At 71.5% G+C, this 23,589-nt stretch carries 22 protein-coding genes and 1 pseudogene; 12 read left to right on the top strand and 11 right to left on the bottom strand.

The genetic code is table 11. The annotated features are described in order from the left end of the window. Window positions 1-5 precede the first annotated feature (5 nt). Window positions 6-923 carry a (2Fe-2S)-binding protein gene (locus ACFWXC_RS15715; protein ID WP_384478902.1) on the bottom strand — a complete coding sequence of 306 codons (918 nt, stop codon included), beginning with the start codon at window positions 921-923 and terminating at the stop codon, window positions 6-8. A 163-nt stretch (window positions 924-1,086) separates the two neighbouring features. On the opposite strand from ACFWXC_RS15715, the gene ACFWXC_RS15710 reads away from it, so the two are divergent. Beyond that, window positions 1,087-1,854 (top strand): GntR family transcriptional regulator, encoded by a 768-nt coding sequence (locus tag ACFWXC_RS15710; RefSeq protein ID WP_384478900.1) that lies wholly within the window; start codon window positions 1,087-1,089, stop codon window positions 1,852-1,854. A gap of 177 nt (window positions 1,855-2,031) precedes the next feature. On the opposite strand, the gene ACFWXC_RS15705 is transcribed toward ACFWXC_RS15710, so the two are convergent. Both ACFWXC_RS15705 and ACFWXC_RS15700 read right to left on the bottom strand, forming a co-directional pair. After that, window positions 2,032-2,799, bottom strand: coding sequence for a hypothetical protein (locus ACFWXC_RS15705; protein ID WP_384478898.1), 768 nt, complete (start codon window positions 2,797-2,799; stop codon window positions 2,032-2,034). Window positions 2,800-2,967: 168 nt separating this feature from the next. Further along, window positions 2,968-4,668: a PucR family transcriptional regulator gene (locus ACFWXC_RS15700; protein ID WP_384478954.1), complete on the bottom strand. Its 1,701-nt coding sequence runs from the start codon at window positions 4,666-4,668 to the stop codon at window positions 2,968-2,970. Between the two features lie 352 nt (window positions 4,669-5,020). Here ACFWXC_RS15700 and ACFWXC_RS15695 point away from each other — a divergent pair, with 352 nt between their 5' ends. From ACFWXC_RS15695 to ACFWXC_RS15675, 5 genes are all read left to right on the top strand, one after another. After that, complete coding sequence (locus ACFWXC_RS15695) at window positions 5,021-5,911, top strand: FAD binding domain-containing protein (RefSeq protein ID WP_384478896.1); 891 nt, start codon at window positions 5,021-5,023, stop codon at window positions 5,909-5,911. Then, window positions 5,911-6,480: a (2Fe-2S)-binding protein gene (locus ACFWXC_RS15690; protein WP_384478895.1), complete on the top strand. Its 570-nt coding sequence runs from the start codon at window positions 5,911-5,913 to the stop codon at window positions 6,478-6,480. Before ACFWXC_RS15695 ends, ACFWXC_RS15690 begins: the two co-directional genes overlap by 1 nt. Before the next feature lie 2 nt (window positions 6,481-6,482). Then, window positions 6,483-8,894 (top strand): xanthine dehydrogenase family protein molybdopterin-binding subunit, encoded by a 2,412-nt coding sequence (locus ACFWXC_RS15685; RefSeq protein WP_384478893.1) that lies wholly within the window; start codon window positions 6,483-6,485, stop codon window positions 8,892-8,894. Window positions 8,895-9,044: 150 nt separating this feature from the next. Then, window positions 9,045-10,505: an NCS2 family permease gene (locus ACFWXC_RS15680; RefSeq protein ID WP_384478891.1), complete on the top strand. Its 1,461-nt coding sequence runs from the start codon at window positions 9,045-9,047 to the stop codon at window positions 10,503-10,505. Window positions 10,506-10,559: 54 nt separating this feature from the next. Next, the gene (locus ACFWXC_RS15675) at window positions 10,560-11,711 is read left to right on the top strand and encodes an XdhC family protein (protein WP_384478889.1); all 1,152 of its coding nucleotides are present in this window, start codon (window positions 10,560-10,562) and stop codon (window positions 11,709-11,711) included. 206 nt (window positions 11,712-11,917) lie between these two features. Here the strand turns inward: ACFWXC_RS15675 and ACFWXC_RS15670 are convergent, their stop codons facing one another. Both ACFWXC_RS15670 and ACFWXC_RS15665 read right to left on the bottom strand, forming a co-directional pair. Continuing rightward, window positions 11,918-12,592: a Crp/Fnr family transcriptional regulator gene (locus tag ACFWXC_RS15670; protein WP_384478887.1), complete on the bottom strand. Its 675-nt coding sequence runs from the start codon at window positions 12,590-12,592 to the stop codon at window positions 11,918-11,920. 85 nt (window positions 12,593-12,677) lie between these two features. Then, complete coding sequence (locus ACFWXC_RS15665) at window positions 12,678-13,118, bottom strand: SRPBCC family protein (RefSeq protein WP_384478885.1); 441 nt, start codon at window positions 13,116-13,118, stop codon at window positions 12,678-12,680. A 157-nt stretch (window positions 13,119-13,275) separates the two neighbouring features. Between ACFWXC_RS15665 and ACFWXC_RS15660 the strand changes: the two genes are divergently transcribed. Next, entirely contained in the window at window positions 13,276-14,298 is a 1,023-nt protein-coding gene (locus tag ACFWXC_RS15660) for a DUF2278 family protein (protein WP_384478952.1), read from the top strand. A gap of 103 nt (window positions 14,299-14,401) precedes the next feature. Here ACFWXC_RS15660 and ACFWXC_RS15655 read toward each other — a convergent pair whose 3' ends face one another. Next, window positions 14,402-15,220 (bottom strand): polysaccharide deacetylase family protein, encoded by an 819-nt coding sequence (locus ACFWXC_RS15655; RefSeq protein ID WP_384478883.1) that lies wholly within the window; start codon window positions 15,218-15,220, stop codon window positions 14,402-14,404. 122 nt (window positions 15,221-15,342) lie between these two features. On the opposite strand from ACFWXC_RS15655, the gene ACFWXC_RS15650 reads away from it, so the two are divergent. The 4 genes from ACFWXC_RS15650 to ACFWXC_RS15635 all read left to right on the top strand — a co-directional run bounded on the left by ACFWXC_RS15650 (window position 15,343) and on the right by ACFWXC_RS15635 (window position 19,002). Beyond that, the gene (locus tag ACFWXC_RS15650) at window positions 15,343-15,984 is read left to right on the top strand and encodes a phosphoribosyltransferase (RefSeq protein ID WP_384478881.1); all 642 of its coding nucleotides are present in this window, start codon (window positions 15,343-15,345) and stop codon (window positions 15,982-15,984) included. A 15-nt stretch (window positions 15,985-15,999) separates the two neighbouring features. Beyond that, the gene (locus ACFWXC_RS15645; RefSeq protein WP_384478879.1) at window positions 16,000-16,419 is read left to right on the top strand and encodes a TIGR03668 family PPOX class F420-dependent oxidoreductase; all 420 of its coding nucleotides are present in this window, start codon (window positions 16,000-16,002) and stop codon (window positions 16,417-16,419) included. Between the two features lie 107 nt (window positions 16,420-16,526). After that, the gene (locus tag ACFWXC_RS15640) at window positions 16,527-17,897 is read left to right on the top strand and encodes a hypothetical protein (protein ID WP_384478877.1); all 1,371 of its coding nucleotides are present in this window, start codon (window positions 16,527-16,529) and stop codon (window positions 17,895-17,897) included. Window positions 17,898-18,036: 139 nt separating this feature from the next. Beyond that, window positions 18,037-19,002, top strand: a complete 966-nt coding sequence (locus tag ACFWXC_RS15635; RefSeq protein WP_384478875.1) for a serine/threonine-protein kinase — start codon at window positions 18,037-18,039, stop codon at window positions 19,000-19,002. Window positions 19,003-19,025: 23 nt separating this feature from the next. Here the strand turns inward: ACFWXC_RS15635 and ACFWXC_RS15630 are convergent. Then, window positions 19,026-19,121: pseudogene (locus tag ACFWXC_RS15630) on the bottom strand (IS5/IS1182 family transposase); the annotation flags it as partial. On the opposite strand from ACFWXC_RS15630, the gene ACFWXC_RS15625 reads away from it, so the two are divergent. After that, window positions 19,080-19,313 (top strand): hypothetical protein, encoded by a 234-nt coding sequence (locus tag ACFWXC_RS15625; RefSeq protein ID WP_384478960.1) that lies wholly within the window; start codon window positions 19,080-19,082, stop codon window positions 19,311-19,313. The pseudogene ACFWXC_RS15630 and the gene ACFWXC_RS15625 sit on opposite strands and share 42 nt — an antisense overlap. Before the next feature lie 220 nt (window positions 19,314-19,533). Here ACFWXC_RS15625 and ACFWXC_RS15620 read toward each other — a convergent pair whose 3' ends face one another. Genes ACFWXC_RS15620 through uppS form a run of 4 tightly spaced genes read right to left on the bottom strand, consistent with a single transcriptional unit; the run spans window position 19,534 to window position 23,426 of the window. Next, window positions 19,534-20,556: a terpene synthase family protein gene (locus ACFWXC_RS15620; protein WP_384478950.1), complete on the bottom strand. Its 1,023-nt coding sequence runs from the start codon at window positions 20,554-20,556 to the stop codon at window positions 19,534-19,536. A 28-nt stretch (window positions 20,557-20,584) separates the two neighbouring features. Then, entirely contained in the window at window positions 20,585-21,739 is a 1,155-nt protein-coding gene (locus ACFWXC_RS15615) for a Rieske 2Fe-2S domain-containing protein (protein ID WP_384478873.1), read from the bottom strand. After that, window positions 21,739-22,755, bottom strand: coding sequence for a hypothetical protein (locus tag ACFWXC_RS15610; protein ID WP_384478871.1), 1,017 nt, complete (start codon window positions 22,753-22,755; stop codon window positions 21,739-21,741). The genes ACFWXC_RS15615 and ACFWXC_RS15610 overlap by 1 nt, the downstream gene beginning before the upstream one ends. After that, window positions 22,752-23,426 (bottom strand): polyprenyl diphosphate synthase, encoded by a 675-nt coding sequence (gene uppS, locus ACFWXC_RS15605; protein ID WP_384478869.1) that lies wholly within the window; start codon window positions 23,424-23,426, stop codon window positions 22,752-22,754. The genes ACFWXC_RS15610 and uppS overlap by 4 nt, the downstream gene beginning before the upstream one ends. Window positions 23,427-23,589: the final 163 nt, after the last annotated feature.

The raw sequence follows: 23,589 nt of genomic DNA, 5'->3' as shown, positions 1-23,589 counted from the left end.
TTTTTTTATTCCGCGTGCCCGCTTGGTGTCACCCCGCCGGGTGTTATTTTTGGGGCGCGGGGGGGGGCCGCCGGGCGGGCGGGCGGGGGGGGGGGCCCCCCCCCCCCCGCGGCCGCCGTGAGTTTGGCGATCCGCTCGTCGTCGCAGGTCCGCGGGCAGGTGGCGCAGGTGTCCTCGGGGCGGAGCGTGTAGTACATGCAGCAGCTCGCCCGGTCCCGGGTCGGCAGCGGCTCGCCCGCCGGGCCGGTCAGGACCCGGAAGGCGGCCGAGCCGACGTACGGCTTGGTGGCGCCCGGCAGCAGCCGGTCGAGTTCGCGTACGGCCCGCTCCTCGTCGCCGAGCATCTCGGCGACGTACCAGAGCCCCTCGACGATCTCGTCGGTCGCCATGCCCCACAGTGCGCGCCCGCGCCGCCGCATCCGCGGCCCGAAGGCGCCGAGGACCGGTTCCAGGTGCTCGGCGACGGCCGCCCGCACCTCGGCCCGCAGCGCCTCCTCGTCGGCGACGACGACCGCGCCGGGCAGCACCGCCGCCGGATCGCCCGGCAGGCAGGCGAAGGAGGCGACGCGCACCGCCATGCGGCCGGCCACGCGGTCGTACGAGACATGCGTCACGGGCAGCCGCGGGACCCGGCGGTCCAGGAACCACGGGAGGGTGATCAGGAGGCAGGCGGCCCAGCCGTAGCGGTGCAGGCCGAAGCTCGCCACCACGTCCGGGCGGCCCGGCTGTCCGTAGTCCCGCTGGATCTGGTCCTCGTCCCAGGCGAGGAAGGTGTCCAGACCGGCTCCGCCCGCCGCCAGCTCGGCGGCGCCGACCCAGTCGCCGCCCCGGGGTGCCGGCTCGCCCGCGCCCAGCTCCGTGACCACCAGGTCGGGGCAGACCTCGGTCAGGCGGGCGTAGGCGGCGGAGACGGGGGAGGTCATGGGCTACCACCGATCGGGTGCGGGCCGACTGCCGGATAAGTAAGCCTTACCTTACCCATTCATTCGGAAATTTGAACTATCGCCCGGGGCGCCTAAGGTGCTTGACGGACAAGTAACAACCCACCGTTAATGACCCAAGTCCCGACGAGTCGGAGGAGGACCCGTGAACCATCGCGCGCACCCGGCTCCGGCCGAGACGGCCAGGGTGCCGGCGCAGACGCGGTCCGGGGAGACGGCCCGGGAGGCGACCGGACACCCCGCCGGCACGCCGGCCGCGCGCGGCGAGCACACGCACTGCGAGAGTCCGATCCCGCCGCCCAGGCCCGCCGTGCAGCGGGCCTCCGTGCGGGGGCAGATCCTGGACGCGTTGCGTACGGCACTGGCGAGCGGGGAGCTGACGCCCGGTGAGGTGTACTCGGCGCCGGCGCTGGGGGAGCGGTTCGGGGTCTCCGCGACGCCCGTGCGCGAGGCCATGCAGCAACTGGCGCTGGAGGGCGCGGTCGAGGTCGTGCCCAACCGGGGGTTCCGGGTGGTGGAGCGGGGGGCGCGTGAACTCGCCGAACTGGCCGAGGTGCGGGCGCTGATCGAGGTGCCGGTGATGATGCGGCTGGCGCGCAGCGTGCCGGCCGAGCGGTGGGCCGCGTTGCGGCCGCTGGCCGAGGAGTCGGTGCGGGCGGCGGCGAAGGGGTGCAGGGCGACCTACGCGGAGGCCGACCGGGCTTTCCACCGGGCGGTGCTGGCCCTTGCGGGCAACGAGCAGCTGGTGCAGATCGCGGAGGATCTGCACCGGCGGGCGGTTCCGCTGCGCGGGGGCCGGGCCGACCTGATGGCGGACGCGGGTGAGCATGCGGCGTTGCTGGAGGCGTTGATCGCGGGGGAGCTGGACGCGGTGCGGCGGTTGGTGGCCGGGCATTTCGCCACCGCGGGTTGAGGGGCGGAGGGGCGTTTTCGCGGCGGCCCGCCGTAGAGGGTGCGGACCGGGTGCCGGATGCGGGCGCGTCGTGGCCGATCGCGCAGTTCCCCGCGCCCCTGAAAGACGTTGCTGTGAGCGCCCCTTCAGGGGCGCGGGGAACTGCGCGACCAGCCCCCGCCGGGCCGCAGATGGGCGCTACGCCGTCGCCGCCCCCGGGGTCGGTGGGGTCAACTGGGCCGCCAGCCACGTCGGGACGCCCCCCAGCAGGCGGAACAGGCGGCCCGCCTCCTCCCGTAGCCGCGACGCCTCCGGCTCCGTCTCCGTGTCGGCCAGGGACGCGAGTGCCGGTGCCGTGCCCACCAGGTAGCCCAGCTCCTCCCTGATCCGCAGGGACTCCGCGAAGCCGTGCCGGGCCTCCGCCAACTCCCCGTCCCGCAGCGCCAGTCCGGCCAGATGCCGCCAGGTGAAGGAGAGCAGCAGCGGGTCGGCGTGGGCGGTGGCGGCCGCGTGGGCCCGGCGGTAGGCCGCCCGCGCCGCCTGCGGGGAGCTGGTCAGGTTCTCCGCCAGCAGGCCCCGGCGGAAGTCGAGAAGGGCCCGCCCCGGCGCCCCCGGAGGGATCAGCGCGGCCGCTCTGCCGAGCGCGGCCCGCGCCTCGTCGGCCCGGTCCCGCACCCCGTGCAGCGTGGCCGCGTAGGCGAGTTGGCCGCGCTCGCACGCGGCGGCGCCCCGTTCCTCGTCGGTGCGGGCCACCGCCTCCGCCGTCCGCAGCGCGTCCTCCGCCTCTCCCCAGCCGCCCTCGGTGTACAGACACCGTTCGACCATCAGCCCCGCCCGTTGCAGGGAGGACGTCGGCGTGTCCGTCGGCAGCAGTGCCGCCGCGTCGGCCCAGCAGGCCCGCGAGCGCAGCCGCCATACCGCGGTCTGGAGCGGATCGTCACCTGCGTTCGTTCCGTTCCCAGACATGGCGGAGTACGCCACGTTGCCCTCCCCTTGCACGCCGTCGAGCAGTTGAGTGGTGGCCGCATTCCAGCATCGATCGCCACGCGGGGCCAAGAGGGTGGGTGAATAATTTCACAAAGTCGTGGGACGGTGAGGGCACTTGGCGCGCGCCGGTCGCACGCCCGCGTGACGTCAGCTCATCCGCAATGCCAAGAAGAAATCGAGCTTGTCCTCCAGTCGGGAGAGGTCCCGGCCCGTCAACTGCTCGATCCTGCCCACGCGATAGCGCAGTGTGTTGACGTGCAGGTGGAGGCGGGTGGCGCAGCGGGTCCAGGACCCGTCGCAGTCGAGGAACGCCTCGAGGGTCGGGATCAGCTCGGCGCGGTGCCGGCGGTCGTAGTCCCGGAGGGGGTCCAGCAGGCGGGCGGTGAAGGCGCGGCGGACGTCGTCGGGGACGAAGGGGAGCAGCAGGACGTGCGAGGCCAGTTCCTGGTGGCCGGCCGCGCAGACCCGGCCGGGGCGGGCGGCGGCCACCCGGCGGGCGTGCCGGGCCTCCTCCAGGGCCCCGCGCAGCCCCTCCGCCGAGTGCACGGCCGCGCTGACGCCGAGGGTGACCCGGCCGTCGTCGTCCAGGCCCGCGGACAGCGGGTCCCGCACCGACTTCAGGAGGGCGTCGGCGTGGATACCGGACTCGGAGCCGTCGTGCTCGGCGGAGACCGCGGGGAGCGGGACCAGGGCGATCGCCTCGTCGCCGGTGTGGGCCACCGCTATCCGGTCGGACGGCTCCGGGCCGGTGGCCAGCGGGTCGACCAGGATCTCCTCGAGCAGGGACTGCGCGACCGGGCCGCCCTCGACCTCGCCGCCCTCCCACTCGACGCGGGCGACCACCACCTGCCAGTGCGGGGCCGCGCCGAGACCGGGCAGCAGGACGGGCGCGGCCACCCGCAGGCGCGCGGCGATCTCCGCCGGGGCCGCGCCCGTCTGGACCAGCTCCAGCACCTCCTGGGCGAGCCGGCGCCGTACCGTACGGGCCGCGTCGCGGCGGTCGCGCTCGACGGCGATCAGCTGGGTGACGCCCTGGAGCAGGTCGAGGCGCTCGTCCTGCCAGTCGCTCGCGTCCGCCTCGACGGCCAGCAGCCAGTCCGAGAGCACGGTCTCGCGCACGTCCCGCGCGCCCTGCGGGGAGCGGCCTCCCCCGGCTGCCGCCGGGCGGTGCCCCCAGGAGCGGACCGGGAAGAGCGAGTACGTCGTGGAGCCGAGGAGGACCCGGTGCGGGCCCCGGCGGCCGGTGCGGGTCGCGGCCAGGTGCTCGGCGGCCAGCTGGGCGCAGGTCTCGGCGGGCAGCGCGGGCCCCGACACCTTGGAGCCCGCGATCAGACGGCCGGTCGGGGAGAGCACCCAGGCGCGCAGGTCGAGGTCCGAGCCGAGCAGGTCGAGGACCACGTCCGGGCCGCCGCCCGCCGGGCCCGAGGTCATCATCCGGCGGTGCCGGTCGACGACGGCCGCGAGGTCCCCGGCCCGCTCGCCGCTGACCTGCCGAACGACGTGCTCGGTGATCGTCGCGAACGCCACCGACTCGTGCACCGCGAAGAGCGGGAGCCGGTGCCGGGCGCAGGCCACGACCAGGTCGTCCGGGACGTCCCCCAGCTCGGCCTCACCGGCCGCCAGCGCGGCCACCCCGGCCTGCGCGAGGAGTCGTACGAACGGCTCGGAGTCCGCGGCGTCCCGGCGCCAGGCCAGGCCCGTCAGCACCAGCTCACCGCCCGAGAGGTAGCGGCTGGGGTCACGCAGGTCCGTGGTCATCACCCCGCGCACGGTGCGGTCCAGCTCGTCCTCGCCGCCGAGCAGCCGCAGGCCCAGCGCATCGGTGTCCAGCAGTGCGCGCAGCCGCATCTCGTCGCCGCCGTTCTGTGTCTCGAAATCTACGATGAATCGTGCAGTGTCATGGATGAGGCGCCCGGCGTGCAGGGTCACGGGCCGCGATCGCGGGGTGCCTGGGCGTTTCCTGCGTTTCCACAGGAAAACCAGGAGGTTACTGATGACCTCCGTTCATACGAATCTACAAGATGCCCGTGCTGGCCAGCCAACTCCTTCATGGTTTCGGTGACTGACCCCACTGGAGTACGGGGCGGTGTACTGGCGTCATTCCGCGTTAACAGGACATGAACGAGCCGGGCCCGCCGCACACGGATTGGCTCAATCCGCACGACTCACGAGACTCACGAGACGGAGAAGAGAGCCGGTCATGGACTTCCTTCGCCCCGCCAGCTGGGAGGAGGCGCTCGCCGCGAAGGCCGAGCACCCCACCGCAGTGCCGATCGCGGGTGGCACCGATGTGATGGTCGAGATCAACTTCGACCACCGCCGGCCCGAGTACCTCCTTGATCTCAACCGCATCGGCGATCTCTACGAATGGGAGGTCGGCGAGGAGAGCGTACGGCTCGGCGCCTCCGTGCCGTACACCCACATCATGGAGAACCTGCGCACCGAGCTGCCGGGCCTGGCCCTCGCCTCGCACACCGTCGCCTCCCCGCAGATCCGCAACCGCGGCGGCGTCGGCGGCAACCTCGGCACCGCCTCCCCGGCCGGCGACGCCCATCCCGCGCTGCTCGCGGCCGGCGCCGAGGTCGAGGCCGAGTCGGTGCGCGGCACCCGGCTCATCCCCGTCGACGACTTCTACACCGGCGTCAAGCGCAACGCCCTCGCGCCGGACGAGCTGATCCGCGCGGTGCACGTGAAGAAGGCCGACGGACCCCAGCAGTACTCCAAGGTCGGCACCCGCAACGCCATGGTCATCGCCGTGTGCGCCTTCGGGCTCGCCCTGCACCCGGAGACGCGGACGGTGCGTACGGGGATCGGTTCGGCCGCCCCGACGCCGGTGCGCGCGAGGACCGCCGAGGACTTCCTGAACGCGGCGCTCGACGAGGGCGGCTTCTGGGACAACGGAAAGATCATCACGCCGTCGGTCGCCAAGCAGTTCGCGGACCTGTGCGCCGCCGCCTGCAACCCGATCGACGACGTCCGGGGCACCGCGAGCTACCGCCGCCACGCGGTCGGCGTGATGGCCCGCCGGACGCTCACCTGGACCTGGGAGTCGTACCGCGGCGCCCGTCGCATCACGGAGGGAGTGGCGTAATGCGCGTCAACTTCACGGTCAACGGACGCCCGCAGGAAGCCGACGACGTCTGGGAGGGCGAGTCCCTGCTCTACGTCCTCAGGGAGCGCCTGGGCCTGCCCGGCTCCAAGAACGCCTGCGAGCAGGGCGAGTGCGGATCCTGCACGGTCCGGCTGGACGGCGTCCCGGTGTGTTCGTGCCTGGTCGCGGCCGGTCAGGCCGAGGGCCGCGAGGTCGTCACCGTCGAGGGGCTCGCGGACTACGCCCGGCAGCGCTCCTGCGGCGACGCCCACGGGACCTCGCCGGCCACGGCCCAGGGCCGGCAGGCCAAGGGCACCGACTCCCACACCGGCGAAGGCACCCCGCTCTCCCCGGTCCAGCAGGCGTTCATCGACGCCGGCGCCGTGCAGTGCGGCTTCTGCACCCCGGGTCTGCTGGTCGCCGCCGACGAGATGCTGGAGCACAACCCGAACCCGACCGACGCGGACATCCGCGAGGCGCTCTCGGGCAACCTGTGCCGCTGCACCGGCTACGAGAAGATCATGGACGCGGTCCGTCTCGCGGCCGCCCGGCAGGGAGAGGCGGTCTGACGATGACCACCAACAGCGCTCCCCTCGGCACCCCCACCAAGGTCACCCAGGGCTCCCAGACCAAGGGCGGTATCGGCGAGTCCACGCTCCGCCCGGACGGCACGCTCAAGGTCACCGGAGAGTTCGCGTACTCGTCCGACATGTGGCACGAGGACATGCTCTGGGGCCAGATCCTCCGCTCCACGGTCGCGCACGCCGAGATCGTGTCGATCGACACCAGCGAGGCCCTGGCCCAGCCCGGCGTCTACGCGGTCATGACCTACGACGATCTGCCGACCGAGGTGAAGAACTACGGCCTGGAGATCCAGGACACCCCGGTCCTCGCGCACGGCAAGGTACGCCACCACGGCGAACCGGTCGCGATCGTCGCCGCCGACCATCCGGAGACCGCCCGCCGCGCCGCCGCCAAGATCAAGGTCGAGTACCGCGAGCTGCCCGTCATCACCGACGAGGCCTCCGCGACCGCACCGGACGCGATCCACATCCACGAGAACCGCCACGACCACCACATCGGCCACGTCCCGCACCCCAACATCGTGCACCGCCAGCCGATCGTCCGCGGCGACGCCGACGAGGCCGCCAAGAGGGCCGCTGTCATCGTCAAGGGCGAGTACTACTTCGGCATGCAGGACCAGGCCTTCCTCGGCCCCGAGTCCGGCCTCGCGGTGCCCGAGGAGGACGGCGGCGTCCACCTCTACATCGCCACCCAGTGGCTCCACTCCGACCTGCGCCAGATCGCGCCGGTGCTCGGCCTGCCCGAGGACAAGGTGCGGATGACGCTGTCCGGCGTCGGCGGCGCGTTCGGCGGCCGCGAGGACCTGTCGATGCAGATCCACGCCTGCCTGCTGGCCCTGCGCACCGGCAAGCCCGTCAAGATCGTCTACAACCGCTTCGAGTCCTTCTTCGGCCACGTCCACCGCCACCCGGCCCGCCTCTACTACGAGCACGGGGCCACCCGCGAGGGCAAGCTGACGCACGTCAAGTGCCGGATCGTGCTCGACGGCGGCGCCTACGCCTCCGCCTCCCCGGCCGTCGTCGGCAACGCCTCCTCGCTCGGCATCGGCCCGTACGTCGTCGACGACGTCGAGGTCGAGGCCATCGCCCTCTACACCAACAACCCGCCCTGCGGCGCGATGCGCGGCTTCGGCGCGGTCCAGGCGTGCTTCGCCTACGAGGCGCAGATGGACAAGGTGGCGGGGCAACTCGGCATGGACCCGGTGGAGTTCAGGAAGCTGAACGCCATGGAACAGGGCACCCTGCTGCCCACCGGCCAGCCGGTCGACTCCCCGGCTCCGGTCGCCGAACTCCTGCGCCGGGTCAAGGCGATGCCCCTGCCGCCCGAGCAGCAGTGGCTCTCGGCCGGCGAGGAGGCGGACGTACGGCAGCTGCCCGGCGGCCTGTCCAACACCACGCACGGCGAAGGCGTCGTCCGCGGTGTCGGCTACGCGGTCGGCATCAAGAACGTCGGCTTCTCCGAGGGCTTCGACGACTACTCCACCGCCAAGGTGCGCATGGAGGTCATCGCCGGCGAGCCGGTCGCCACCGTGCACACCGCGATGGCGGAGGTCGGCCAGGGCGGTGTCACCGTCCACGCGCAGATCGCCCGCACCGAGCTGGGCGTCACCCAGGTCACCATCCACCCGGCCGACACCCAGGTGGGCAGCGCCGGTTCGACCTCGGCCTCGCGCCAGACGTACGTCACCGGTGGTGCCGTCAAGAACTCCTGCGAGCTCGTCCGCGAGAAGGTGCTGGAGCTCGGCCGCCGCAAGTTCGGTACCTATCACCCGGCCTGGGCCACCGCCGAGCTGCTGCTGGAGACCGGCAAGGTCGTCACCGACGGCGGCGAGGTGCTCGCCGACCTGGTGGACGTGCTCGGCGACGACGCGGTCGAGATCGAGGCGGAGTGGCGGCACCGGGCGACCGAGCCCTTCGACCTGCACACCGGCCAGGGCAACGGCCATGTCCAGTACAGCTTCGCCGCCCACCGCGCGGTCGTCGAGGTCGACACCGAGCTGGGCCTGGTCAAGGTGATCGAGCTGGCCTGCGCCCAGGACGTCGGCAAGGCGCTCAACCCGCTTTCCGTCGTCGGCCAGATCCAGGGCGGTACGACCCAGGGCCTGGGCGTGGCGGTGATGGAGGAGATCATCGTCGACCCCAAGACGGCGAAGGTCAGGAACCCGTCCTTCACCGACTACCTGATCCCGACCATCCTCGACACGCCGACCATCCCGGTCGACGTCCTCGAACTCGCCGACGACCACGCCCCGTACGGGCTCCGTGGCATCGGCGAAGCCCCGACCCTGTCGTCGACCCCGGCCGTCCTCGCGGCGATCCGGAACGCGACGGGCCTGGAGCTGAACCGCACGCCGGTCCGACCGGAACACCTCACCGGCACGGGACCCTCCGGGGGCTGAACCGGTGAGTTCTCCTGGGGGACTTCGTCCCCCAGGACCACCCCTGAATGTTCGCCTCGGGCCGTCCCCCGGGTCGGGCACCTCCCCAAATCCCGCCGCTCGCCGTAGGCGAGCCGCGGGTGCCCCTTTGAACCTTGGGAGTAGGCCCATATGACCCAGCAGTCACTCGAGCCGAAGACCGTCGCCGAAGACGCGGGCGAGGGAACCCGCGTCCCGGCCGGACGGTCCTGGCTCGACCGGTACTTCCACATCTCCCTGCGGGGATCCACCGTCGCGCGTGAAGTGCGCGGCGGCGTCACCACCTTCATGGCGATGGCGTACATCCTCCTGCTCAACCCCCTGATCCTGTCCGGCAAGGACGCGGCCGGGGACACCCTCGGCCAGAAGGCGCTGATCACCGCGACCGCCTTCGCCGCCGCCTTCACCACGCTGCTGATGGGCTTCGTCGGCAAGGTGCCGCTCGCGCTGGCCGCCGGCCTCTCCGTCTCCGGCGTGCTGTCCGCGCAGGTCGCCCCGCAGATGACCTGGCCGCAGGCGATGGGCATGTGCGTGCTGTACGGCGTGGTCATCATGCTCCTGGTCGTCACCGGCCTCCGCGAGATGATCATGAACGCGATCCCGCTCGCGCTCAAGCACGGCATCACCATGGGCATCGGCCTGTTCATCGCCCTCATCGGTCTCTACAAGTCCGGCTTCGTGCACCAGGGCAAGGCCACCCCGCTCACCCTCGGCCCCGCGGGCGAACTCACCGGCTGGCCGGTGCTGCTCTTCGCCGGCACCCTGCTGCTGATCTTCATGCTCCAGGCCCGGAACGTCTCCGGCGCCATCCTGATCGGCATCGTCGGCGGCACGGTGGTGGCGGCCGTGCTCAACGGCCTCGGGGTCATCGACCCCAAGCAGTGGGCGGGCGGCGTCGCCCCCGCCCTGCACGGCTCCGCCGTCTCCATGCCGGACTTCTCGCTCTTCGGGCACGTCGAGTTCGGCGGCTGGGGCGAGGTCGGCGCGATGACGGTCGCGATGATCGTCTTCACCCTGGTGCTCGCCGGGTTCTTCGACGCGATGGCCACCATCATCGGCGTCGGCACGGAGGCCAAGCTCGCCGACGACAAGGGCCGGATGCCGGGCCTGTCCAAGGCGCTGTTCATCGACGGAGCGGGCGGTGCGATCGGAGGCGTGGCGGGCGGCTCCGGGCAGACCGTGTTCATCGAGTCGGCGACCGGCGTCGGCGAGGGCGCCCGCACCGGACTCGCCTCGGTGGTCACCGGCCTGTTCTTCGCGGCCTGTCTCTTCTTCACCCCGCTCACCGCGATCGTCCCGCAGGAGGTCGCCTCGGCCGCCCTGGTGGTCATCGGCGCGATGATGCTGATGAACGCCCGGCACGTGGACTGGGCCGACCGGGCCACCGCCGTCCCGGTGTTCCTGACGGTCGTGCTGATGCCCTTCACCTACACCATCACCACCGGTGTGGCCGCCGGCGTCATCTCCTACACCGCCATCAAGGCAGCTCAGGGCAAGGTCCGGGAAGTCGGCGCATTCATGTGGGGCCTGACAGGCATCTTCCTGGTCTATTTCGCCCTCCATCCCATAGAGAGCTGGGTCGGCGTCCATTAGCCCGCCTCGCCAAGACCCTCTGCACCGACCGCCGTTGTGTAAGGAGACCGAGAGATGCTGGACATCGCCGAGGAGCTGAACCGGTGGGTCGCGGACGGCCGTGACTTCGCCGTGGCCACGGTGGTGGCGGTCGGCGGCAGCGCCCCGCGCCAGCCCGGCGCCGCCCTCGCGGTGGACGCCGACGGCACCGCCGTGGGCTCGGTCTCCGGCGGGTGTGTGGAGGGTGCCGTGTACGAGCTGTGCCGGCAGGCGCTGGAGGACGGCGACACCGTCCTGGAGCGCTTCGGCTACAGCGACGAGGACGCCTTCGCCGTCGGCCTGACCTGTGGCGGCGTCATCGACATCCTCGTCACCCCGGTACGGGCGGACGACCCCGCCCGGCCGGTGGTCGAGGCCGCGCTGGCCGCCGCCGCGCGGGGGGAGGCGGCGGCCGTCGCGCGGATCGTCACCGGGCCGGCCGAACTCCTCGGCCGCGTCCTGCTTGTGGACGCCGACGGCGGCTACCGGGGCGGCTTCGGCGCCCACCCCGAGCTGGACCGCACGGTGGCCGCCGAGGCGGGAGCCTTCCTGGACGCGGGCCGCACCGGCACCCTGGAGATCGGAGAGCAGGGCTCTCGCTGCGGAGCGCCGCTCACGGTGCTGGTCGAGTCCTCGGTCCCGGCACCCCGGATGATCGTCTTCGGGGCGATCGACTTCGCGTCGGCGCTGGTCCGCGTCGGCAAGTTCCTCGACTACCGCGTGACGGTGTGCGACGCGCGGCCCGTCTTCGCCACCAAGGCCCGCTTCCCGGAGGCCGACGAGATCGTCGTCGAGTGGCCGCACGAGTACCTGGAGCGGACGCAGGTGGACGGCCGTACCGTCCTGTGCGTCCTCACCCACGACGCCAAGTTCGACATCCCGCTGCTCCGGCTCGCGCTGCGCCTGCCGGTCGCGTACGTCGGCGCGATGGGCTCCCGCCGCACCCACCTGGACCGCAACCAGCGGCTGCGCGAGGTCGGCGTCACCGAACTGGAGCTGGCCCGCCTCAGGTCCCCGATCGGCCTGGACCTCGGCGCCCGTACGCCCGAGGAGACCGCCCTGTCGATCGCGGCCGAGATCGTCGCCAACCGCCGCGGCGGCAGCGGACTCCCCCTGACCGGCGCCCACACCCCGATCCACCACGACACGGCATCGACGCCGCCGCGGCGGATCGGGTCGGTGGCCTGACTCCCCCCGGGGACAGGCCACCCCGCAGGGAGCGGAGCGCCCGGTCCGTTCCCCCGATCGCCGTACCGGCCCGGGCGCCAGGGGACGATGGAAGCGCCTTCACGGGGGTCGTACAGCGTCAAATGACGCATTCGGCGGGGGGAGTTCCGTTCTGATGCGTTCGCGGTGCACGCCGCCTCCCGCTCCGGTGGCCCGAGCGGGGTGCCTCACTCCTCCGCCCAGCGCCGTAACCCCGCCAGATCGAGGACGACGGTGCGGCCCCGCCGGGTGGCCACCAGGCCCTCCTGCTGCATCGCCCGCAGACAGCGCACCACCGACTCCCTGGACGCCCCGGTGGCGGCGGCCAGCTCACGCTGGTTGACCTGGACGGAGACGGCACCCGGCAGGGTCTCCGGCGCGGCCGAGCCGTACTGCACGGCCAGCTTCACCAGCAGCCCGGCGACCCGGGCCCGGGTGGTGCGGGCGCCCTGTTCGGCGCGCAGCCCGTCGGAGTCCCGTAACCGGCCCACGACACTGCGCAGTACGGACAGGCACAGTCCCGGGTCCCGCTCCAGGAGCCGCAGGAAGGCGTCCGCGGCGACCACCACGCCCTCCGAGCGGCGCATCGCGGTGACGGTCGCGCCCCGCGGGCCACCGTCCACGCAGGCGAGTTCACCGAGGAGTTCACCGGGGCCGCGCAGGGCGAGCAGGCTGGTGTAGCCGTTGGCCGAGTCGACGGTCGCCTTCACCAGACCGGCCGTCAGCAGCACGACGGAGTCGGCCTCCTCGCCCTCCCGCATCAGCACCTCGCCGCGGACCCATCCGCGCGGGTGCCCGGCCTCCCGCAACAGCTTTATTTCCCCGGGCGAGAAGAGCGCCACCCCCGTGCCTCCCGGCCGCATCGACCCACGGTGACCGTTCGGCACCGGAGGGCCACTGTCCATCGTGCGGCCGGGATCTGCCAAGGGGTGGCCGCCGACGCCGCGCCTACGCCTTCCTGAGCAGCGCGTTGACCGCCCGACCGAACATCGCCCGGGCCGCCCGGTCCAGCAGCGGGTCGAAGGCCGACGGCAGGCCCCGCACCCGCAGTTCCTCGTGCCAGATCACCCGGGTACGGCCGCCGGGCCCGGGGTGCACCTCCAGTTCGGCCCAGCCGAGCACCACCCGGCCGTGCTTGACCAGGCGGCACCGGCCGGAGCCGCCGTCCTCGGGGGGCTCCCAGACGGTCACCTCCATGGGGTCCTCGAAGGACAGCGGCCCGAGCCCGGAGCGGGCCACGAAGACCGTGCCCTCGTGGGTCGGGGGTTCGGTGAGCACGGTGATGCGGGTCAGCGGGACCGCATCGGCGTGCGCGGACCACTCCGTGAGCCGGCGCCACGCCTCGTCGATCGGCAGCGGGGCCGTGCGTTGGAGAAGGAAGGTGACCACGGAACGATCGTAGGGAATCGGCCAGGCTCCGCGGGTCGCACACCATCTGTTCACAGGACCGACAGAAACGTCCAAGACGGGCCGGAACCGGCCCCGGGCCCGTACGATTCACGCCATGGGCGGGCAAACCGCCTGCCTTCACGGGGAGTTGGCCGACATGCCGTTGAAGACCTATGGCGTACTGATCACCCGGGCCGTCGACGTCCGGCGCGAGGGCGCCGGCGACAGCCCGCACTACCAGATCCACCTCACCGACGACACCGGCGTCCACTACCGGGCCGCCGTCAACGTCCTCTCGCAGCAGAAGCCCGCCGAACTGCTCTATCTCGTCGACGACGACTTCAAGCACCCCCTCACCGCCCGCCTGGAGGGCCTGACGAGCGGCTGGAACACGCTGCCGCCCGGGCCCGGCGGACCCAACCTCGACTTCGTGCGCGGCAACCTCTTCGACCCGGCGAAGATGCGCGTCCTGCCGGCCGACCGCTCCGGGCCCGACAACGACCTGGCCGACCTGCTCGACCACTATGTGCGCCGCGCCGTCGACGACCCCGGCGCCCGGCTGTACCTCTTCGGCGAGCGCTGGGGGCCCGAGACCGGCGTCAAGGACAAGATCTTCGGCTTCCTGCCCGGCAACGGCGTCCACGACATCCATATGAACCAGGGCAACAGCGGCCGCTTCAGCAGCGACGACGGGGTGTGGCAGGACGGCGGGCTGCTGATCCGCCTCCCCGGTGACGGCCAGAGCGAGGAACGGTGGGTCGGGATCTTCCTCGCCTTCCAGAACCAGGCCTGGCACACCGACGACGTCACCGGCCACGCCCTCGACGGCGTCGACACCTCCCGTCCGGCCCCCGGCGACCAGCCGGTCCGGATCCTCGCCGCGCTGGTCAACCCGGTCGGTCCCGCGCCCGAGGCGGAGACCGTCACGCTCCTCAACGCCTCGCCCGCCCCGGTCGACCTCACCGGCTGGCGCCTGCTCGACCGCATCGGTCAGGCCTCCCCGGTCCCGCCCGGCCCCCTCGCCGCCGGCGCCGCTCTCGCGGTGCCGCTGTCCGGCGGTGCCCGACTCGGAAACCACGGCGGCGAGATCACCCTCCTCGACACCGCCGGCCTCAAGGTGCACGGGGTGTCCTACACGGCCGAGCAGGCGGCCCGTGAAGGATGGTGGGTCGTCTTCTGACCGGACCCTGCCCGGGGTGTGCGGAACCCGGCCGGGGTGTGCGGGACCCTGCCGGGGGTGGGCGGCGCCACACACCGCCCCCGCGCCCGGTCCGGTGACGCCCCTAGGGCCGGTACACCTTTCCGGGTTCGGCCTTGCCGGGGGCCAGCAGCTGCGGGACGGTCACGAAGACGTACCCGCGCTCCTTGAGGGCGTCGATGATCCCGGGCACGGCGGGCACGGTGCCCTTGTAGATGTCGTGCAGCAGGATGATCCCGTCCCGGGACACCTGGTCCAGCACCCGCTTCTCTATCAGCGCCGAGTCGGTGGTCAGGTAGTCCTTGGCGGTCACGCTCCACAGCACCTCGGACAGGCCCAGCTCGCGGCAGATCCGGTGCACGTTCGCGTCGGTACGGCCCTGGGGCGGGCGCATCAGCGTGGGCTTGCGCCCGGTGATCCGCTCGATCGCGTCGTCGGTCCGGGTGAGCTCCTCGCGTATCTGCCGGTCGGAGATCTCCGTGAGGATCTTGTGGTCCCAGGTGTGGCTGGCGATCTCGTGGCCCTCCGCGGCCATCCGCCGGACCAGCTCCGGGTACTTCTCGATGTGCCGCTTGCCCAGCAGGAAGAAGGTCGCCGGGACGTGCTTCTCCTTGAGGATGTCGAGCAGCCGGGCCGAGTTCTCGCTGGGCCCCGCGTCGAAGGTGAGCGCGACGCACTTGGCCTGGCGGCAGTCGACGGTCCCGAACCGGGCCTGGCTCGCCTTCACGGCGTGACCGCGGGCGTCGGCGGGCGAGGTCGTGTCGACCTGCGCGCAGCCCGACAGGGCCAGGGCGAGCGAGACGGCGGCGGCGGTGAGCGCCGGTACGCGAAACCCGGGGGACGACCGGAACCTGTAAGGCCGTCTTTCCCTCTTCTTGGTCGGAAGCTTGCTCCAAAGTGGCATGCCGGGACTGTACACACAGTTTATAGAAAATGTGTACGAATATCTCCGGTGGACTCGGCCCTCGACACCTTCGGGTGTGAGCATGGAAGAAGGGGGCCGACCCCGGCCGGAGAGGATCAACCGTGCGCTACCGGGACCGCGCCCAGGCCGGTCGCGAACTCGCGTCCGTACTGGGGAAGTTGCGCGACGAAGGCGGCCTGCCGGACCCGATCGTGCTGGCGCTGCCGCGGGGCGGTGCGGCCGTCGCCGCGGAGGTCGCGCGGGAGCTGTCGGCCCCGCTCGACGTGCTCGTCGTACGCAAGATCGGGGCCCCGCGCCACGAGGAGTTCGGCGTCGGCGCGATCGCCGGGGACGACCCGCCGCTCCTCGACCGGGCGACCCTGGCCCACCTGGGCATGAGCGAGGACTCCCTGGCCCCCGTGGTGGAACGGGAGCGGCAGGAACTGCGCCGCCGTGAGCGCCGCTACCGGCAGGGCCGGCCGGAGCCCGAGCTGCGCGGCCGTACCGTGATCGTCGTCGACGACGGCCTGGCCACCGGCTCCACCGCACGCGCCGCCCTGCGCCACGTGCGACGCCGAGGCCCTGCCCGGACCGTGCTGGCCGTGCCCGTCGGCGCGCCCGACTCCCTCGACGCGCTCGCCGCCGAGGCCGACCTCGTCGTCTGCCCGTACCGGCCGGCCGTGTTCAACGCGGTCGGTCAGTGGTACGACGACTTCGCACAGCTGACGGACGCCGACGTGCTGGACGCGCTGCGCGGCGCCTGACGGGGAGGGGACGCCGTGCCGGAACTGGCCGAGGGTGAGGCGCGTCGGCGGTTCGCCGGGGCGCGGGTGGCGCGGCTCGCCACCGTCGACGAGACCGGCCGCCCGCATCTCGTGCCGGTCGTCTTCGCGCGGCACGGTGCCGACGGAATCGTCACCGCCGTGGACCACAAGCCCAAGACCACGCCCCGGCTCAAGCGGCTGCGCAACATCGCCGCACAGCCGTCCGTGAGCCTGCTCGTGGACGAATACGACGAGAACTGGGACCACTTGTGGTGGGTCCGGGCGGACGGAGACGCGCGGGTGATTCCCGCCGACGCGGCGGTCATCGAGCCGCTGTGCGCGAAATACCCGCAGTACCGGGAACGCCCGCCGGGCGGTCCGGTGATATTCGTGACCGTCTCACGCTGGACCGGGTGGCAGGCGGCCGCCTTTTAGACGCGGAATTTCCGCATGTCAAGTCCCGAGCTGTCGGAACATGACCCTGTCGCGCGTCGCGGGCCTACTGGAAGCACGAGCCCGATTCGCTTCAGGAGGAGAAGGAAATGATCCGCGAAATGCGCAACGCCGTCAGCGGGAATGCCCGTCCCAAGCGTCGTCGGGGTGCGGTGGCCGTCCTGGCCTCCGCGGTGGCGGTCGCCGGTGGTGTGGTCCTGCCGGTCGCGGTGGCCACGGCGGCGCCGATGCCGAAGGCGCCGGTGGCCGGCGCCCACCTGTCCAAGGAGCTCAGGAAGAACTGCGGCAAGAAGCCGCCGGCGCGCCATACGCAGGGCCGCGTGTACTCGTGCTGGGCCAACAACAAGCAGTACCACTGGGACGAGAAGTACCACTGCTACTACTACCTCGTCGACTCGCACCGGTATTACTGGGACTGGGACCGCGACTGCTATTACGTGGTCAAGAACCACCACAAGTACTACTGGGACCACCACCACGACTGCTACTACGTCGTGCACAAGCACCACAAGTACTACTACTGGGATTCGTATCGCCAGTACAACTACTGGGAGCACAACAAGCACGAGAAGCACTGGGACCACTGGAGCAGCGACAGCTGGAAGAAGCCCGAGTGGGTGGAGAAGCACGACAAGGAACCCCCGGACGACAAGGGCAAGAACAGCGAACACGGCCGGCCCCCGGCCAAGGGCCCGGACGGCACGGAGACAACGGGAACCCACGAGAACGACACGGATCAGGGGACCGATCAGGGGACGGACCACGGCACGGATCAGGGCACCGATCACGGTACGGATCAGGGGACGGACCACGGTACGGATCAGGGGACGGATCACGGTACCGATCAGGGGACGGATCACGGCACCGATCAGGGCACCGATCACGGTACGGATCAGGGGACGGATCACGGCACCGATCAAGGGACCGATCACGGTACGGATCAGGGGACGGACCACGGCACCGATCAAGGGACCGATCACGGTACGGACCAGGGGACGGATCACGGCACCGATCAGGGCACCGACCACGATACGGATCAGGGAACCGATCAGGGAACCGATCACGGTACGGATCAGGGCGGGGCCGACCAGCAGGGTGGCACTGACCAGCAGGGCGGGACCGACGAGCAGGGCGGTACCGACCAGCAGGGTGGTACGGATCAGGGTGGTGCGCCGGCTGACGACGGTGGTGCTCCCGCCGATGACGGTGGTGCCGACCAAGGTGGCGCTGCTGACCAGCCTGCCGATCAGGGTGGTACGGATCAGGGTGGTGCGCCGGCTGACGATGGCGGTGCTCCCGTCGATGACGGTGGTGTCGACCAGCCCGCCGACCAGGGCGGGGCCGAGCAGCCCGCCGATCAGGGCAGCGGGGCTGATCAGGGTGGCGGGGCCGATCAGGGTGGGGTTCCTGTTGGTGGGGACCAGGGGGTCGGTGGTGACCCGGCGGCTCTCGTTGGCTGAGGTGGGTGTCTGAGCGGTGGGTGGAGGTCTTCCGGCCTTCGCCCACCGCTCTTTCGCGGGTGCGCCGCCCGCCCAGGCGGGACGCCGCCCCTCTGGATACGATTTGGGAAGGTTTGGCACGCTACGGGGTGGACATGCCATGGCGACGCGCATCGCGGGTTACGAGGTCGAGGGCGAGATCGGGCGGGGCGGAATGGCCGTCGTCTACCGTGCGACGGACCTGCGCCTGGACCGCACCGTCGCCCTGAAGCTGCTCGCCCCGGAGATGGCCCGCAACGACACCTTCCGCCGCCGCTTCACCCACGAGTCGCGGGTGGCGGCCGCCCTCGACCACCCCCACATCGTGCCGATCTTCGAGGCCGGTGAGACGGACGGCGTGCTGTACATCGCGATGCGCTACGTGTCCGGCCCGGATCTGCGCGCGCTGCTGGACAAGGAGGGCGTGCTGCCGGTGGCCACGGCGCTGCGGATCGCCGCCCAGATCGCCTCGGCGCTCGACGCGGCCCATGAGCACGATCTGGTGCACCGGGATGTGAAGCCCGGCAACGTGCTGGTGGCGCGGGGCACGGACAGCGACCACCCGGAGCACGTCTATCTCACGGATTTCGGGCTCACCAAGAAGTCGCTGTCGCTGACGGGGTTCACGACGGTCGGCGAGTTCGTCGGCACGCTCGACTACGTGGCGCCGGAGCAGATCTCGGGCCGCCCGGTGGACGGCCGGTGCGATCTCTACAGTCTCGCCTGCGTGGTCTTCGAGATGCTCGCCGGCGGTCCGCCGTTCGTCCGGGACGAGGACATCGCGCTGCTGTGGGCGCACCAGTACGACCGGCCACCCGCGCTGAGCGAGGTACGGTCCGGGCTGCCGCCGGGGCTGGACGAGGTGTTCGCCAAGGCGCTGGCCAAGGTCCCCGAGGACCGTTTCGGCTCCTGCCTGGAGTTCGTGGGCGCGCTGCGGCTCGCCGCGTACGGCGTCGTACCGGGAGAACCGGCGTCGTCGGACCGTCCCACGGACCGGACCCCCACGGTCCGCCGGGACACCGGCCCCACCCCCGGCTCGCCTGCCCCCGGCCCGCCCGCCTGGGCCCGCCCGATGTTCGGCCCCTAGCCAGCTACGTTTTGTGCGGCCGATCAAGAGCGGAGCCAGCTGACGAGAGCGTCGACTGTGACGGTGCCGAGGAAGATATGGGCGCGCTTGTCATAGCGTGTCGCGACGGCGCGGAAGTGCAGGTCAAGCGCATCGCCCGTGACCGTGTGGTCGCTGAGGACGCGGCACAAAACGCCCGTCGCCTCGGCATCCGCGTCATTGAGGTCGACGGCACGCTCGACGCGGCTGCGGTGGCGGCTGCGGTGGCGGCAGCGGAGGCGTCTCCAAGCGGCCCCGATCTGGGAAGGTCGATGCTCGTGGAGGCGGCCTGAAACTGGCCCACTTGGCCCTCCGCGCTGGTCACTGATGGAGCCGATTCAGGCTGTCCCGGTCCGGACTTCACAAACTCGGGCCTGCTGGAGGCGCCGCGGTGGACCCGGAAGAAGCCGCCGTAGCCACCCGTCCGCTCGCGCCTGTCGCGGTGGCGTGCACATCGTCGCTGCGCCCGATCAGCCCGTGAGGGCCGCTCCGACCGGCTGCTCGGGGCGCCTGTCAGGGGCGGGCGGGAGGCGCCTCCCGCCCGCTCCGCTCGTTGGCTTCGGCGGCCCGGATGTGGTCCCACCACCAGGCGATCGCAGGGAGCTCTGGTGGGTGGGGGCTGTCGTCGGCCGGGTGGTCGCTCCAGTCAACGGTGAACGCGGTGGCGTCGTGGAGCGTCCCTGTTTTCGCGTTCTGGGGGGTTCGGTAGCGGCTGGTTTCCAGAGCCCATTCCATGTGGCCTCGGATGATGTATCCGATGTCGTGGGCGAAGCGGGCGAGGTGGGGGCCGGCGGTGCGGGCCAGATGGTCGCGGATGCGCACGTACAGGGTCATGAGGCGATCGCGCAGGGCGATCGTGTCGGTGACGGCGTGCGGGAGGGAGTAGCCGTTCTCCTTTTGCAGGACGTCGAGAACGTTGAACTCTCCGATGGCGGCTTCGCGGTGGTAGGAGACGATGTCGTTGTCCAGGGCACCGACCAGGGGGACGAGGTCGTTGAGGACCAGGGTGAGCGGGTCGGCGGCTTCCTGGGGTGTGAGCCGGTAGCCGCCGATGAGGGGGTAGAACGGCACCATCCAGCTGCCGGCGCAGTCGTCGCTGCGGGCGAGCAGGTAGTCGTTGAGGCTGGGAATCGCGCGGTTGCGCTGCATGCGGGTCCAGTGGTGGCAGCCGTGGAAGAAGCGGCGCATGCCGTCGGTGACGCGGATGGCCTGGTCGGTGTCGGGGAGTTCGGCGAGGCGGCGGCGCAGGTCCCACAGGGCCTGGCAGTAGGGGTCGCTCTCGTGCGGGCGGATCTCGGGGTGGTCGAGGATCCGGTCCAGGCGCTGGCAGTGTGAGGTCAGCGCGGCGGGGGGCCGCAGGTCCAGGCGTGCGTCGCGTGCGTCGTCCCAGGCGTAGGTCCAGTAGCAGACGTCGGAGAACAAGCTCATGTGCCGGGCCGGGATGCCCTCGTGGAGCGGGATCATCATGGCGGCGACGTGCCCGCTGTTGATCCGGGTGATCCAGGAGCCGGGCGTGCAGATCCCGAAGTCCACCATCCAGCGCACCGAGTCGGCGTCGAGTGTGTCAGCCGGCGGATGGGGTGCGGGGGGCACGGGGCAGTAGAAGGGGCGCTTGTCGATCGCTGGGGAGAGAGGCGGCATGGGTGCCCTTCTGCTCGTCGGCCGGCTGGTGCCCGCCGGGGTAGAACTGCTGGGCCCAGCGGCGGTAGGCCATGATCGGGCCGTCTCCGTCGGCCAGGCGCGGGGTCGGCTGGTAGCGCTTGGTGTGCCAGATCGGGCTGTCGTCGTTCAGCACGAACCCGGCGGCGGTGGTGCGCAGCCCGATGTCGCACAGGGCCCGGGCGGCGGCGTAGGCCAGGGGCCGGCCGAGACGGGGTGGCAGCCATCGCGGGGCGGGCAGGCTCAGGCAGGCGGCGAACCGCAGTTGGATCCGCCAGGGCCCGACAACGGTGGGCATGATCCAGCCGCGCAGGACGGGCCCGGCCTTCAAGGTCATGGATCCGGCCGTGTAGCCCAAGCCGTGAAGTTCGCCGTCGTAGGTCACGGTCATGGCCGCGCGGGGCAGGTGAGGGAGCGGGACGCGCATCGTGAAGTTGAGGCCGAGGACGTGCCCGGTGAAGGTGTAGGGGCGGATCTCCAGGATCGGCGACTTGTGCATGACGGGGAAGTGCCCCTCGTCGACCGTGTTCTCGCCGACCTCCTGGGGATGGCTGGGCATGTCCACGGTGATGTGCACCAGCGGTGAGTACCCGGTCAGATCGACTTCGGGGAGTTCCCACTGCGGTCCGGCGCCGTCGTGGTCGTACCAGGCGAAGATGATGCCGCCGTTGATCTCCCGGACCTCGAGCTGCCGCAGCCGGGCTTTGGGCGGCCGTTTGCCGTACGCGGTCTTCACGCACGTGCCGTCGGGCGCGTAGGAGAACCGGTGGAAGGGGCAGACGAGGTTCTCCCCTTCGACCGTGCCGCCGACTCCCAGGTGGGCGCCCAGGTGCGGGCAGTACGCCTCGGTCGCCCGAAGGAGCCCCTTGCGGGTGCGGTACAGCACGACGTCACTGTCCACGAGCCTGCGGGTGGCGACCTCGCCGGGCCGGACTTCGTCGGAGAAGCCGATGCAGAACCAGCCCGCGGGGTTGGGCAGGGCGGGCGGGAACGCTTCGTCGCCCGCCGTGGGGCGCAGGGCGGGTTTCGTGTACCAGCGCTGTCGCTTGCGACCGAACATCACAGTCCTTTCACGGCGTGTGAATCGGGAGGTTCACTGGCTGCCTGCGTGTACCGGACGCTGAGTTCGTGCCAGCGCTGTTCTCCCGCGATGAACGCCTCCATGGCCTCGACGCAGCGCCGGACGCCCTCCCGGTCCCCTGCCGGAAGGTCTTGCCGGCAGGCTTCAGCGTCGAGTTGCTCCTTGAGAGCGGTGAAGGTCCCGGCGAGTTCCTCGATGCGCGCGGCGACCTGGTGGGCAGCCTGCGCGAGGGGGATCGCCTCCTGCTGGTGGGTGAGGAGCACCAGGTTGTGCCGCAAGTCCCCGGCCGCCAGTTCCTTGGGAACCGATGCCAGGTCATTGACGAGTGAGGTCAGGTCGTTCCACACCTGCCGCATCCGGCGGAAGACCTCGCTTCGGTACAGGCCGTCCGGAACGGCGAAGCCCACGGACAATTCGACCAGGTCGCAGTAGACGTAGCTGCCGACCGTGAGCCGGCGCTGCTCGAAGAAGTCGTCGACCCCGACCTGCCGGGAGTCGCTGTCGTCCTCCTGGGATTCGGCGGCGCAGGCGTGGAGGTAGCCCGCGAGGTTGACCGCGAGATGCCGCCTCCAGTGCGGCGGCATCAGCCTGCCGGTGTCCCGCCACAGATCGGCCAGCGCCCCGGCGAGTGGATCCCGCACCCGCAGCGGCTCATCCCCGCCCACCAGACTCTCCGTCAGGGCGAGCAGCTCCCGCGGGGCCGGCGCGGCCGGCTCGTCGAAGTACCGCTCCACACCGGCGGTCCAGCCGATCCAGCACGTGAGGAGCAGCCCCGTGGACGCCTCCGCGTACGGATACGCGCGGGCACTGACCTCGCCCAGGCCCACCTCGCGCCAGTACGCCTCCGCCTTCCCACCGCTCACCAGTCCCCGCTGGATCGCCCATTCCAGCGCGCCGTCCTCGAACCCCGCGGCGTGCGTACTGCGCAGCGACGGGAACGCAAGGGCCGGGCGCGGGGGATCGTAGGGCGTGGAGAGCGTGCTGAATGTCGTCACTGCCCGTACCTCCGCGATCGGCGGGTATAGCTGAGGAGGGCGGCGTCAAAGTCTGCCCGGGTGAAGTCGGGCCAGTTCACGTCGCAGAAGTAGAACTCGCTGTAAGCGCTCTGCCAGGGCAGGAAACCCGACAGGCGCTGCTCACCCGAGGTCCGGATGATCAGATCCACCGGAGGCTGCCCGGTCAGGGACAGATGGCCGGCTATCTGATCACTGGTGAGGCCGTCCACGATGTCCGCGACCGCCGTCCCCCGGCCGGCGTGCTCGGTCAGCAGCGACCGGACGGCCGAGGTGATGTCCTCACGCCCGTCGTAAGCGACCGCGACGTTGACCGTCATACCGGACACCGCGACGGTGCGTCGCACGGCGTCGCAGATCCTGCCCCGCGCGCCCTGGCCCAGCAGCTCCGTGTTCCCGAACAGGTTCAGCTGCCAGCGCCTGGCATCGGCGAGCTCACACACCACTTCGGTGATCACCTGGACCAGGGCGCGCACATCACCGGGATCGCGCCGCAGATTGTCCGTCGACAGGGGCCACAGCGTGACCACACTCATACCGGCCGCCTCACACCACGTCAGCAGCTCGTGGACGCGGTCACCACCCCGCCGGTAGGCGGCGTCCAGATCGGTGTGATGCGCGCGCGCCCACCGGCGATTGCCGTCCACGATCACGGCGACATGCCGCAGTGCTGCCAGGCCCGGACGCGGCGAAGGAAGGTTCTCTGCAGGAGGCAGGGGCGGGTCGGCGGCAGAGCTGATGGTCATCGCACTACTCCCACAGAGGTGTTGTGCGCGGCCTGGGACGTTCTTCAGGAAAATCTGGGATGAACCTGCA

It is taken from the genome of Streptomyces sp. NPDC058683, assembly GCF_042716195.1.
Lineage (GTDB): Bacteria > Actinomycetota > Actinomycetes > Streptomycetales > Streptomycetaceae > Streptomyces.
The sequence above is the reverse complement of the archived record's forward strand: the minus strand, read 5'-3'. Positions and strand labels throughout refer to the sequence as shown.